This is a genomic window from Sulfurimonas sp., from assembly GCF_028713515.1.
Classification (GTDB): domain Bacteria; phylum Campylobacterota; class Campylobacteria; order Campylobacterales; family Sulfurimonadaceae; genus Sulfurimonas.
Genome location: NZ_JAQTOD010000003.1, coordinates 1 through 13,114 on the forward strand (window position 1 = coordinate 1; position 13,114 = coordinate 13,114).

General features: G+C 35.7%; 15 protein-coding genes. 3 read left to right on the forward strand and 12 right to left on the reverse strand.

The genetic code is table 11. From position 1 onward, the window contains the following. The first annotated feature begins 317 nt into the window (after window positions 1–317). A complete protein-coding gene (locus tag PHV22_RS06355; protein WP_295022365.1) occupies window positions 318–1,016 on the forward strand; it encodes a Bax inhibitor-1/YccA family protein in 699 nt (232 codons plus the stop codon). Further along, the gene (locus PHV22_RS06360) at window positions 1,009–1,407 is read left to right on the forward strand and encodes a thiamine-phosphate pyrophosphorylase (RefSeq protein ID WP_295022950.1); all 399 of its coding nucleotides are present in this window, start codon (window positions 1,009–1,011) and stop codon (window positions 1,405–1,407) included. The genes PHV22_RS06355 and PHV22_RS06360 overlap by 8 nt, the downstream gene beginning before the upstream one ends. Window positions 1,408–1,582: 175 nt before the next feature. On the opposite strand, the gene PHV22_RS06365 is transcribed toward PHV22_RS06360, so the two are convergent. The 5 genes from PHV22_RS06365 to soxC form a co-directional block, all read right to left on the reverse strand. After that, on the reverse strand, window positions 1,583–2,560 hold the full coding sequence (locus tag PHV22_RS06365) for an MBL fold metallo-hydrolase (RefSeq protein WP_295022367.1): 978 nt from the start codon (window positions 2,558–2,560) through the stop codon (window positions 1,583–1,585). A 154-nt stretch (window positions 2,561–2,714) separates the two neighbouring features. Then, entirely contained in the window at window positions 2,715–3,011 is a 297-nt protein-coding gene (gene soxZ, locus PHV22_RS06370; protein WP_295022369.1) for a thiosulfate oxidation carrier complex protein SoxZ, read from the reverse strand. A gap of 63 nt (window positions 3,012–3,074) precedes the next feature. Next, complete coding sequence (locus PHV22_RS06375) at window positions 3,075–3,524, reverse strand: thiosulfate oxidation carrier protein SoxY (protein WP_295022371.1); 450 nt, start codon at window positions 3,522–3,524, stop codon at window positions 3,075–3,077. Window positions 3,525–3,564: 40 nt separating this feature from the next. Further along, window positions 3,565–4,719 carry a c-type cytochrome gene (locus tag PHV22_RS06380; protein WP_295022373.1) on the reverse strand — a complete coding sequence of 385 codons (1,155 nt, stop codon included), beginning with the start codon at window positions 4,717–4,719 and terminating at the stop codon, window positions 3,565–3,567. A 16-nt stretch (window positions 4,720–4,735) separates the two neighbouring features. Further along, a complete protein-coding gene (soxC, locus tag PHV22_RS06385) occupies window positions 4,736–6,076 on the reverse strand; it encodes a sulfite dehydrogenase (RefSeq protein WP_299946495.1) in 1,341 nt (446 codons plus the stop codon). Window positions 6,077–6,323: 247 nt separating this feature from the next. On the opposite strand from soxC, the gene PHV22_RS06390 reads away from it, so the two are divergent. Continuing rightward, a complete protein-coding gene (locus tag PHV22_RS06390) occupies window positions 6,324–6,797 on the forward strand; it encodes an MOSC domain-containing protein (RefSeq protein ID WP_299946497.1) in 474 nt (157 codons plus the stop codon). On the opposite strand, the gene PHV22_RS06395 is transcribed toward PHV22_RS06390, so the two are convergent. The 7 genes from PHV22_RS06395 to PHV22_RS06425 are packed head-to-tail and all read right to left on the reverse strand — an operon-like array spanning window position 6,752 to window position 13,081. Next, window positions 6,752–7,444 carry a methyltransferase gene (locus PHV22_RS06395; RefSeq protein WP_299946500.1) on the reverse strand — a complete coding sequence of 231 codons (693 nt, stop codon included), beginning with the start codon at window positions 7,442–7,444 and terminating at the stop codon, window positions 6,752–6,754. The genes PHV22_RS06390 and PHV22_RS06395 overlap by 46 nt on opposite strands. Next, a complete protein-coding gene (locus PHV22_RS06400) occupies window positions 7,441–8,238 on the reverse strand; it encodes a metal ABC transporter permease (protein WP_299946503.1) in 798 nt (265 codons plus the stop codon). The genes PHV22_RS06395 and PHV22_RS06400 overlap by 4 nt, the downstream gene beginning before the upstream one ends. Beyond that, window positions 8,239–9,003: a metal ABC transporter ATP-binding protein gene (locus PHV22_RS06405; RefSeq protein WP_295022380.1), complete on the reverse strand. Its 765-nt coding sequence runs from the start codon at window positions 9,001–9,003 to the stop codon at window positions 8,239–8,241. Then, window positions 9,000–9,908: a metal ABC transporter substrate-binding protein gene (locus tag PHV22_RS06410; RefSeq protein WP_299946506.1), complete on the reverse strand. Its 909-nt coding sequence runs from the start codon at window positions 9,906–9,908 to the stop codon at window positions 9,000–9,002. Before PHV22_RS06410 ends, PHV22_RS06405 begins: the two co-directional genes overlap by 4 nt. 29 nt (window positions 9,909–9,937) lie before the next feature. Beyond that, window positions 9,938–10,828, reverse strand: coding sequence for an NAD(P)H-dependent glycerol-3-phosphate dehydrogenase (locus tag PHV22_RS06415; RefSeq protein WP_299946509.1), 891 nt, complete (start codon window positions 10,826–10,828; stop codon window positions 9,938–9,940). Continuing rightward, a complete protein-coding gene (locus tag PHV22_RS06420; protein WP_295022385.1) occupies window positions 10,821–11,528 on the reverse strand; it encodes an NAD-binding protein in 708 nt (235 codons plus the stop codon). Before PHV22_RS06420 ends, PHV22_RS06415 begins: the two co-directional genes overlap by 8 nt. Then, a complete protein-coding gene (locus PHV22_RS06425) occupies window positions 11,525–13,081 on the reverse strand; it encodes an ion transporter (RefSeq protein WP_295022387.1) in 1,557 nt (518 codons plus the stop codon). The genes PHV22_RS06420 and PHV22_RS06425 overlap by 4 nt, the downstream gene beginning before the upstream one ends. Between the last annotated feature and the right edge of the window lie 33 nt (window positions 13,082–13,114).

Below are 13,114 nucleotides of genomic sequence, written 5' to 3' on the forward strand. Positions count from 1 at the left end.
GGTTGTTGTTATTTATTAGTTATTTCTAAGTAAACTTGTTACGAATAAAAAACTTAACAACTTTTGAAAAAGTTATTAGTCGTTCGTTCTATTTACTTGCTTAGTTTTCAATGATCTCAAACGAAGTAATTTCAGCTCTTTTAGAGCGTTAAACCTAAACTTTAGGTCGCTTTGTTTGTGGATGGGAATTATAGGTAAGAGTTGCTTAGAGAGGGCTTAATTGGTGGGGGGAATTGGGAATGTTGCTGTCTATTAACCCTTTATATAATAAAATTCATATCTATAAAGAGATAGCACTATGCTAAGAAGGAGAAAAAATGGGACTTTATGATCGTGATTATGCAAGAGGTGGGGAATACACCTATGGAAATGCTGCAAAAAGTGATACTCAAATAGTATCTTTTGTGAAGGAAACATATAAGCTGTTTGCTGCTTCTATGATGGCAGGAGCAGTTGGCGCCTATGTTGGAGTACCTTTGTCAGGAGCGATTGTATCATACTTCTGGCCTTTAGTTATTTTAGAAATAGGTTTACTAATAGGTTTACAATTTGTAAAACATAAGCCTGGGATTAATCTAGCTGTTATGTTTGGTTTTGTTTTTATGACGGGATTAATGTTGGCACCACTATTGGCTCGTACACTTGGTATGCATGGCGGAGGAGTTATTATTGGCAATGCATTTATGATGACATCTGTAATTTTTGGTGCTATGAGTTTTTATGCAATTAAAACGACAAAAGATTTTTCCGGATATGGAAAACCCTTGATGATTGCGCTATTTGTGATTATTGCATTTTCTATAATTAATATATTTATGGGAAGCCCTCTAGTGTCAATAGTTATCTCAGGCGCAGTTGTTATCTTGTTTAGCATACTTGTTACTTATGATACTCAAAATATCATTAGAGGTGCTTACGAAACTCCAATTGATGGAGCTATTGCACTTTATCTAGATTTCTTAAATATATTTACAGCTCTTCTTCAACTGCTTGGAATATTTGGAAATGATGACTAGTCAACTCTCACCCGAACTTTATCGGGTGATTGATGCAAATTTAAATCGTCTCAAAGAGGGGATTAGAGTTGTTGAAGATATACTCCGCTACAAAGATAACAATAAAGCAATCGCCTCAAAATTAAAACTACTACGGCACAAATCACAAATCAAAGAGACAATTGAGCTATTAAAATATAGAGATAGTATAAATGATGTTCTTCGAAAAACTACAAAAAGCGAACTAGATCGTGTTGATATTAATGACATAATTATTGCTAATTTAAAAAGAGCTCAAGAGTCTTCAAGAGTACTTGAAGAGCTTTATAAACTAAGCAATGCTGAATATAGCGAAAACTTTAAACAGATTAGATATGAGCTCTATACAATCGAAAAGGATATTTTTTGGTGAAGTTACTTATGAAGATTTCTATTTAAAGAATATTAACAAATTTTTATTCTTTCAAAACTAAAAATAATAATAGTAGTATATTTTATATGAAGTAAAAAAAATTACGATTTGATTATTGAAAATATGATTATTTTATACAAAAAGATATTTGGCACAAAAGCCAAATATCACTACTTTAAAAACTTAATTCGTCGTATGCTCTTGAAACATTTATTGAATTTAACAATTTATACATTGCTTTATCTTTAAATTCTAAAAGTGGAACAGCTTCAACTATACCTGTACTATCTATACCATTTTTCATTGCTTCTAAGATTCTATCTTTTGTTAAAGTAAAATATTGAACAGATTCATTCGCAGCAGTCTTATTGATTATAAATCCGTGCCCTGGAATAAGAGTATTCCATTCTTTTGAATTAATCATCTCCAACGCTTTAAGTTGGCCTAAAACAGAACCATCTCTATTTGATGTAATTCTACCATTCATAACCAAGTCTCCAGCGAAAATAAGTTTATTTTTTGGCATATACATAAAGAAGTCTTCAGCAGAATGTCCATTACCAACAGCAACGTACTCAAGCTCAACACCATCTACTTTGAATTTTATACCTTCTTTATGCCACTCATCAACATGAATAATTTTTGTTCCTCTTATAGCGTTTTCCGAAAGAGTTTGAAACATTCTTGTATCAGTTTGACCAACTTTATAGTTTTTGTTTATTGACTCAGGTCCAATTAGTTTTGCATTATGAACTTCTTTGTAATAATTATTTCCTAACCAATGATCATCGTGTTCATGACTTAAAATTACAGTTGAAACTGGTAATTTTGCAATTTTACTCATTGCAGCGTAGGCTTGCTTAGCATATACATACGAAGGACCAGTATCCCACAAGATATATGAACTATCTGCTTTTATATAACAAGAATTTGACATATTACCAGCATTTTCTTTTGTTGGTGCCTCTAATGCCCCAAAGAAACACCATACATTATCACTAACTTTTTTTGGCACTAAATTATACTGGAACTCTTTAGTTGATTTTTTTGATTTTGATACTTTTGCTTTATTATCACTTGCTGAACTTACAGTTGTAATAGACAAAAGAGCAATTGCTGAAATCATCAGTGGACTTAATATCTTTTTAATCATAACATCTCCTTTTGTGATTTATTTTTTCAAAGAATAGACTTGTTTTTTAGTTTTAGATAATTCAAATCTACGCTTAATAGCTGATCTTACGCACTCAAATTAAATTTTAGTGCGTAAGATCAGCTAATAATATCCCCAAAATAGGGGATAAAATCTATTTAATTTTAGCAGTTCCTGTATCTTTTTTACCTTTATTGTCAACAGAGTCAACAACAATCTCATCACCAGCTTTCGCACCATTTATATCAAATTTGAAATAAGGATCTTTTGATAGGAATGGCCCAGTAGAAGCCTCCCACACAGTTTTTCCATTTAATTTCGCAGTAATATGAGTAATATATTCTTCAGCTGGCAATTTTTTTGCTGCTGCTTCTTCTTTACCTGCCATCAAACTCTCTGCCATAATCTTAACTTCTGCAGAATCGCCTTTTAAAGTTGCTTTTACTTTCATAATAATCCTTTTATTTTTATTTTTATTTTATTGACTTATACGATAATTATTGAGGGGTTTAAATCAACCTCCACAACCACCAATTGAAACTTCTACTTTTTGAGCAGTTTTATATAATTTACCATCTGCACCTTTTGCAACAATAGTTACTTCAGCAGTTTTTTTCATTTTGATTTTAGTCATAAGGTCTATTTTATTACCATATAATTCAAATACAACTACAGCACTTCTAGGGTTTGCATCTTGAAAAACAGCAACAGTTGTTAACTCTATATCTGACTTGATACCGATTGGCACAGCACCACCGTTTTCTGCTAATTTAGGAGCTTTAATCTCAATTTTGCCTTCAATCATAGCACCTTTTCCAAATAGTGCCTCAATAGCTTCCTTGCTTGATGGAGCTTCCCATGCGCTAGCATTAGTTGCTCTGAAATCCGTAGCACTTAAGCCAACTGGTAATACTGTTGCAGCAGCAGCTACTGCACCTAAAGTTAAAAATTTTCTTCTTTGCATTTTTTTTCCTTTTTTTAATGTGAGTAAATCTAGTAAGCTTTTACTTACTAGATTCTACCATATAATTAACAATCTCTGACATCTGTGCATCAGTTAAGTCCATTGCGCCGCCTTTTGGTGGCATACCACCAACACCATTGATTGCATTGTGATTTACCTTATCCATGCCTTTTGCTGTTACTTTAGCCCAAGCATTCTTGTCTCCAACAGGTGGTGCACCCATAGCATCTGTTTTATGACAAACAGCACATGAAGCATCATATAGTTTTTGACCCTCAGAAACTGCTCCGCCTTTAGATGCATCTTCTTTTGGTAAATCTCTTACTACAGAGTATGCAGGAACAACCGCAGTAATCTCATTTACAATTTTTGCAACAGATTCTTTTGGACAGTTTTTCATACAACGAGTACCAACTGCACCAAAGTTTTTAGGATTCTTGAAGAATGCTCTTACATTTTCAACACCTTTTGCTCCATCAATATTTGGATAGAAACCATTACGATTTGGCATAACAATTTTCATGATTGACTTTTTATCTAAAACAAAATCATCATCCATTTTTTTGCCATCTATCTTGATTTCACTTTGAGCCAATAAGTAAGCTGTTACAGCATACATTTGGTCAGGTGAGTAGCTTTTTGGATGTGCGTACGGCATAGCATCACGAATATACCAAATAAGAGTACTTACTTGTGGCCAATATGAGCCAATAGTTCTATTTGGAGCATCTTTGCCTGGGCAAGTTCTTTGGTTTTTAAGTGAAGCTACACTTCCACCTGTTAGTGTTGGATAACCTTTGCCGCCAGCACCAAACTCTCCGTGACAAACAGCACAGTCTTTATCGTAAAGCGCTTCTCCATCTGAAGGAGTTCCAGCACCCTCTGGTAATCCTGTACCATCTGGCATAATATCTGTATCCCAAGCTTTTAACTCAGCAGCAGTTGGTGTTCTACCAAAATTTACACCTTTAGTAGCTTGTGTATTGTAACGATATGCAGCATATGTGCCATTCGCTCTCTTGTAAGTAACACCACCGTCCAAAGCATTTTTAATTGGACTATACACACCTGCGGCAGCAGGATTTACCTTTGATTTATCGGCACTTGTTGTGGCAGCAAAACAGTTTGTAAACAAAACAGTGCTAGCAACTACAGAAGCTCCTAAAACAATTAATTTATTATTTAATTTAATCATAATCTATGCTCCTTCCTTATTTACTTGCACAATTGTCTGTTCTAACTTGAACATTATGAACTGAACCATCTTGTCTAACTTCCCAAGTACAAATTGAGTTTCTGTGATAAACACCCTCAACACCAATAATATCTTTTTCTTGAGTAACTGAAGGCTGAACAAATCCAGCATCATCTATAGCGCGAGATTGTAACAGTAGTGGCTTACCTTCGTATTTGTACATATACGAGAATCTAGTCCAAGATTTAGGAAGAATCAGACCTTTTAGGTTTGCTTCAACATAGTTTTGTCCACCATCAAATGATATATCTACAGTTTTAATAGTTCCATGCCCACTCCAAGCAAGTCCTTCAATTTCCACCAAATCACCTTTTTTAAGGTCTGACCATGGTTTTTCAGGACATGGGCTAGTTATGATTGAATTTACTTCTAATGGATAAAAGTGTTGGATTGCTCTACCATCTTTTGTAAGAACAGTATATTTAGAAGTCTCTTCTTTACAGTACCAAGGCTCCGCACCGAATTCTAAACGCTTAAGATATTTAATACATAAGTTAGCTTCCCAACCTGGTAGCATCAAACGAACAGGATAGCCTTGCTCTGGACGAAGAGCTTCACCATTTTGAGCATAGACAATCATTGCGTCATCTAAAACTTTTTCAACTGGAATAGTTCTGCTCATTTCTGAACCGTCAGATCCCTCAGCTAGCATCCATTTTGCAGTTGGCTTAAGGCCTAATTCATCAAGAATTACTGACAAACGAACACCAGTCCATTCAGCATTACTCATCATACCTTTTACAAATTGTAAAGAGTTGAATTGAGGACCTTTCCACTCAGCAGCACCATTTGCAGGACACTCCATAAAAAGAATTCTACTCTCAGATGGGTATTTTTTTAACTGCTCAAGAGTTAAAACGATTGGTTTTTCAACAAGACCATGAATCATAAGTCTGTATTTGTTAGGATCAACATGTGCAACACCATTGTGAGTTCTAGTAAAGTGCAAACCGTTTGGTGTGATAATACCACTTAACTCATGGATTGGTGACATTGAAACAGCAGCATGCATATCTCCAGCGGATGACATAAGACTTGAAGTTCTTCTTACAACATTATGCTCATAAGCAGATGGGATTCCATATGGATGCTTATTAAGCTCATCACCTAAAGTTGTTCCCCATTTTGTATGATGAACGATATTTTCATCATCGGCCAATAATTTAGCAGGCGCCAATATGCTTGCAGCAGCGATAGCGCTCACAGAATAAGCAGCAGTTCTTTTGAAGAATTCTCTTCTACTAGATTGCTCTGCGTTTGTAGTTGTTTCTAAACTATTTTCAGAAATTTTACTCATTTAATACCTACCTCCTTCTATTTTTATAGTATGCAAAGTACAAGATTTATATGCATAGTACAAAATGCAATGTGATGATTATATATCATCTTTTCTTAAACTATCAAGAAAAAATATTAGAATATAATTATTTTCTCACATTTTTGCTATTATTACACATTGATATGAATTATATTTCTTATTTGTGAAATTAATAATAATTTAAAATATGTTAAGATTTCTAATAAAAAAATAATAGGGTTAATTGATGACAGATCACAAAGTTGACAAAGTTTTAAAGCTTTTTATTTCACAATCAGGAACCTCTGATAGATTCGAAAGAGAGGTTATTGCTTTAGATGGTGGTGGTGTTGTTGAAGATAAGTTTCATAACAAAAACTCTCAAAGATCAGTTCTTATTGCTTCAACTGCGAGCTATAATCTAGTCAGTATATATGGTATAGAGATGCCATTTGGCTATCTTGGTGAAAATATACTTCTAGATTTTAATCCATACAATTTAGAGATTGGAACAAAAATAAAAATTGGCGATGTCATTTTAGAAATATCCCAGCAGTGTACAATATGTAATCACTTGGGGGTTATAGATGTAAAGATACCGACGCTTCTAAAAAACGATAGAGGAATTTTTGCTAAAGTCATCTCAGGCGGAGAGATAAAAGTAGATGATGATGTTTATATACTACAAGAGCAGATAAAAACCACTTCAAACTCCAGATAACTTAGAGGATACTCATTTAAGAGCTTTTTACTCTCTTTATAGCTTAATATTCTCCTTGCTCCGCTAACTCCACTTCTCTTTATGTACCTAAACGCTTCTCTAGTGGATTTGAACTCTAACTTATAACTTTGAAGTTCAAAATTTGCACCAAAGTATTTTTTGTTAAGTGCTTCTATCTCGTCTGCACTTCTTAGCATGGAACTTATAGATGCTGTCTTATTTAGAGTTTTAAAGGTGTTTGCCGTAAAAATAGCCAAAGCAATCGGTGCATCTAACCTTTTGATATTTTTAAAAATAGCCTCTAAATCAGCTGCCCATTGCAAGGCGGATGCCGAGGTAATAAGGTCATATTTGGATGCAAGTAGAGTTTCAAAAAAAACTTCATTGCCAAAATCCCCATATACACACTCTATCTTTTGTGACTTTGGATGCAACTCTAACATTTTTGGCGCAAAATCAACTCCAACAAAGTGTTCATACTCCCAATCTATCGCCTTGCAGACACCACCATCTCCACAGCCTAAATCTAGGATTTGTTTTGGTTTTTTGACTATCTTGCCCAGCAGATGTTTTAGCACTTGATTTTGTATGGTGTTGTAACTCCCATACTCTGGTGCAAACTTAGAAAACTCTGAGCTTATTTTCATTTTCTGTTTATTAGCAGAGATACTATGAAAATTGTTAGTACACATAAAACTATGGTTGCACCTGATGGAAGAGAGAAGTAAAACGAGAGTGTCATACCAGAGCCAACGCTAAGAAGCGCTATAACCAAAGAGATGATTATCGTCTTTAAAAAACCTACTTTAAATTGAAGCGCTGAGATAGTTGGGATAACCATAAGTGCACCTATAAGTAAACTTCCAACTACTCTTATGGAGAGAGCTATGATTACTGCAACGACGCTAACCAACAGAAAGTTTAGAAGTCTCACTTTTATGCCACTAACTTTTGCAACCTCTTCATCGTATGCTATAAAATAAAGTTCTTTTGAAAAAAGTAGCAGTGAAGTAAGCGCAATGGTTCCAAAAATGGAAATTGTATAGACATCTTCTATGCTCACAGAGAGAATTGAACCAAAAAGGTAGGAGAAGAGAGAGTTGTTAAAAGCTCCTCCCAATGAGACAATTATAACTGCGATTGCAAGAGAGCCTGAGAGTAAAATTGCAAGGACCGCATCGCTATAGAGTGAAAATTCACTTCTAAGATACTCTATAAGCCAAGCGGAGATTATGGCAACTAATACCGCCATCCACAAAGGGTTGAATCCAGCAACCAAACCAACGGCAACACCAACTAATGCTGAGTGAGCAAGCGTTTCGCTTATCATGGAATAGTGACGAAGAACAACAAATGTACCGCTTATAGAAGCGAGCGTGGCAATGATCATCCCAGCGATAAAAGCTCTTTGCATAAAATCGTACTCAAACATCTCTAACATTTAGTGCTCATGCTTGTGATTATGAAGTAGATGTGCATCTATACCGTAAAGCGTGCTCATCTCCTCACAACTCAGTGTCTGTTTTGGGTTGTTGCAGATTATAGCTTTTTGATTTATGGTGAAAAGTCTCGCTATGTCATCCGCTATTACGCCTACATCGTGAGTTATAAACACAATAGTAATTTTTTCTTCTTGATTTAGCGTTCTAAGAAGTGCGTAAAATCTTTTTTGCGACGCCATATCTACGCCAGTGTTTGGCTCATCCAAAATCAAAATCTCTGGCTTTGATGCGAGCGCTCTTGCAATCATAACCCTCTGTCTTTGCCCACCTGAAAGCGTTCCAATCATCTTATCTTTCAGATCTAGCACATCCATTTTTACCATCGCATCATGAACTAAAGCTCTGTCTTGCTCACCAAATGATGAAAAAATAGTTTTTTGTGAACTTCTCCCCATCTTAACAATATCTAAAACAGTCGCAGGAAAAGAGGAGTCCACATGTGATGCTCGCTGTGGAACGAAGCCTATTTTATACCACTCTTTGAAATCATTTAACTTTTTGCCAAAGATTTTTATCTCGCCACTTGTTGGCTTTTCTAATCCCAAAAGCATTCGGATAAGTGTTGTTTTTCCGCCACCGTTTGGGCCTATGATGGCTATATACTCAGAGCTAAAAATTTCCAAAGAGATATTCGATAAAACCTTTTGACCTTTGACACTAAAGTTTAAGTTTTTTATATCAAAAATTGGGATTTTAAACTTCATCTACACTCTAATGATTTTGAAATTTTAGTTAAGTTGTCTCTCATAATATCTTCAAAACTCAGTTTTTTTACAACTTCATCCGCAGTAATATTTTCTAGTGGCTGAAGAACCCAAACTCCGACTTTAGCCTCTTTTGCAATACTTTTCATAACTTTATCACTTGTAAAATTTTCAAAAAAAATAGTTTTTTGTTTATATTTTTTTATAAATTCTATCAAAGCAGCCATATCTTTGGCGCTTGGCTGGACTTCTGTGGAAAAACCACTTAGAGCTTTAACGCTAAAACCGTAGTTGTTTGAGAGGTATGAAAAAGCATTATGATTGACTATGATTGTGTCAAGCCTACATGATTTGAGTCTGCTTTTATAATCACTATCCAGTTTTTTAAGCATCGTCACATAAGCGTCTCTATTTTTTGCATAAAACTCTCTGTTTTGTGGGGATAATGCGGCAAGTTCTTTTGTGATTTGCTCTGTCGCTTTTATCATATTTTGCAAATCTTGCCAGTAGTGTGGGTCCATTTCAGAGTCATGATGATGGTGTCCATGCCCTTCATTGTCCTCTTTTAGTTTTATTAGTTTCACATACAAACTCATGTTTATAACTCTTTTTTTAAACTCAAAATTTTTAATCCAAGGCTCCAACCCTGCCCCGCTATAAATAACTAAATCACTTTTGTATAGTTTAATCATCTCTCTTGGGGTTGGTTCATAACTATGGATATCCACGCCAACTGGCAAAATCATATAAGTATCAACCCTGTCCATTGCGATATGCTTTGTGATGTCATAAAGTGAAAATGTACTAGTTGCAACAAGCGGTTTTTGGCTTGATGCGTATAAAATTTGATTTGTAATAAATAGTTGAAAAATTGTAAGTGCAATAACTATATTTTTAAAACTCAATGATTTCTCCGATTTTTTGAAATTATACCTTATCTCTCTATCAAATCTTTCAAGCTCTGTCTAGGGGGTTTTCCCTCCAAAATTGCATACACCTCTGCCGCGATAGGAAGATAGATGCCTTTTTGCCTTGCAATCTCATGAAGAGCGTAAGCCGTTCCTATGCCTTCGCTTACCTCTCCTATTTCAGTGCATACGGCATCTTTACTCATTCCTCGTGCTAAACCAAGTCCCACGCGATAGTTTCGTGACATCGAAGAGCTTGCCGTTAAAAATAGATCGCCTGCTCCACTAAGTCCTAAAAAAGTCTCGCTTGTTGCCCCATAGCTGCGACCAAATCGCTCCATCTCAACTAATCCTCGCGATATCAAGCTCGCCGCCGCATTATGTCCAAGCGCTAAACCCTCACAAATCCCTGCCGCAATTGCGATAACATTTTTATACGCACCAGCAATCTCTGCTCCGATCACATCTCTACTTAGATATGTTCGGATAAAACTAGGAAACAGTGCGGCAAACTCCTCTGCTGTGGACGATGAAACAGAATTTATGACAAGCGCAGTTGGGAGCGAGCTAATCACTTCCGATGCAAATGATGGACCTGAGAGAAAAGCTAGATTTTCATTTGGCAAATAAGCTGCATAAATCTCATTTAAGAACTTTCCGCTTGATGCTTCAATCCCTTTTGATGCTACCAAAACTTTTTGTCCAGAAAAAATAAAATTACTTTGTAACCACTCTCCGATTTCTTGCGCAGGAACAGTTATAATGAGATATTCGCACTCCAAAACTTCACTTAGTGTTTTAAAGTTACTCCAATCTCTTGGGGTGCGAGAAGTAATAACTACTTCATTTTTCTCACTCATCGCAAAAGCTAGTGCTTCTCCCCACTTACCGGCGCCTATCACTCCAACTCTAACCATTATTCTCTCCTCTTACAACTCTAATCAACTCATCTAATTTTTCTTGATAACCCATAACAACTAAAATATCTCCTGCATCTATGTGGTGGTTAAGCCCCTTAGATGCAAAGTTAAAACTTGTTCCTAGCTCTTGATCTACGATGCCCAGTAAAATAACATCATAATCTCGTCTAAAATAGATATCGTTTAGATATTTTCCACATAAAAATGAGTCTTCTCCTAGCTTAACCTCTATCACATTCAACAGATTATCTTCATATATTACACTATGCAACACCCTTGTGACAATTGGTTTCTCAAGCATATCAAAGATAATATTTGCGGCAATCTCAACGCTTGGTAGCACCTTATTTGCACCAGCGCTTTTCATCTTAAGAACGCTTTCGGCGTTTTGAGCCAACGCTATAATATGCAGATGCTCAAAGGTTGCTCTCAAAGAGATAGTCAAAAAAACATTTTCGGCGTCATCGGCTAAAGCACAAAAAACAACAAGTCTCTGCATACTAAAGCGCTCTTGAATCTCATCCCAATCGTCACTTAAGTCAATCAACTCTGCGCTATATCCAGCTTGAAGAGCCGCTATTTTCTCCTCTTCACTAATTACAAATATAGCAATATTTTTATACTGCAATCCCGCGTGTTTTATAATCTGATGAGCATACTCATTAAAACCAAATATAGCAGCACTATACAAACTCATAAAACCCTCTTTTTGTGTAAAAGATTGCGAAATTCACTAATTAAAGAGTGATTTGCAACCACTATTGCCACATCCCCTGAAATTATCTTAAAACTTGAATCGGGGTTAAAAACAAAATTCTCTAACCTAGTCTGATAAATCCCAAGCATGCTTAAACGCCTATAAAACAGCGGATGAAGAAGCAACTCATAAAAACGCTCCGACATATCATTATCTAACACAATCTCATCAACAATCGTTCCGCCATGCCCAGACTGCAAGGCATGTATAACATCTACTACGACCGGTTGAGTTCCTACTCTTCTGCTGATTATCCCAACTAGCTCATGTGGATTTACAACTTGGTCAATCCCCGCAAGAGAGAGTTTTTTACGATTTTTTGGTGAGTGAAGAACTGAACACAGCGGCACATGCTTGCTTAATCCGCGGATTGTTAGCGCCGTATAGATATTTGCCACATCGCTTTCTTGTAGCAGTATCACGGCAATAACTTGCTTATCAAGATGAATCTGCATCGAGTGATAAGCGTGAAGTGATGCTGAGTCAAAATTTAAAACAACCATTCCCTCATTTTGCGCCTGCTTGATTTTAACTGGGTCCGTCTCAACGATTATTATCTGTTTGTTTGTTTTTTTAAAGCGCTCCACAACGGCGTAAGTCAGGTTGGAATAGCCACATATTAGGTAAAATCTCTCCATCCCTCGCACATCATCAATGAGTCTATCCTCTTTAATCTCATCTAGTTTTTCAGTAAAAGCTGACACTACGATTGATGTTGCAAATGAGATAACCGCGATACCAGAGACAATTACAAGCATCGCAACCACTCTTCCTTCTGGAGTAATCGGAACTATATCTCCATATCCAACGGTAAAAATTGTTACCACCGACCAGTAAACCGCTTCAAAAAGAGTGTTAATCGGTGATTTGGGATTTGTTGCTTCCATGACATAGATTAAAACCGATGAAACAACAATAACAATCATAGTAATCATACCTAGTATAAGCAGTTCAAACCTTTTGGAGGAGAGTATTGAGATTAGTCGTTGCACCCCTTTTGCGTAACGAAAGATTTTTAGAACCCGAAAAAGGATAAATACACGAAAAACTCTAAATTCGTGAAAAAATGGCATGATGGCGAGCAAGTCGATAATTGCCGCAGGAGAGACTATAAAAGCCATCTTCTGCTTGGTGATTGTCTTTATAGCGGCTGATAGGTTAAATTTTCGGTGCAAAAAGAGATCGCTTTCGTACTGCTCAATAATAATTTTAGAATTATTACTATATGCCCATAGTCGTAAAATATATTCGCACAAGAAAAACAGAGAGATGATATAGTTGTTAAAAAAAACCCAAGAGGAAGAGACTTCATGCTTTACATGGCGGATAAGGATATAGATACTAAGGATAACCATAAGCATCATCAAGTAATCAAAATATTTTTTATATGGATATTTGTTGTTTTCTAAAATGTTATAGATAAATTTTTTTGTTTTACAATAAGGAGCGTAAGAATCTAGAAAATAGGCAAAATTTACTATCCATTGATTCAAAAACGGCTCCTTTTTATTTGTAAAATACAGATG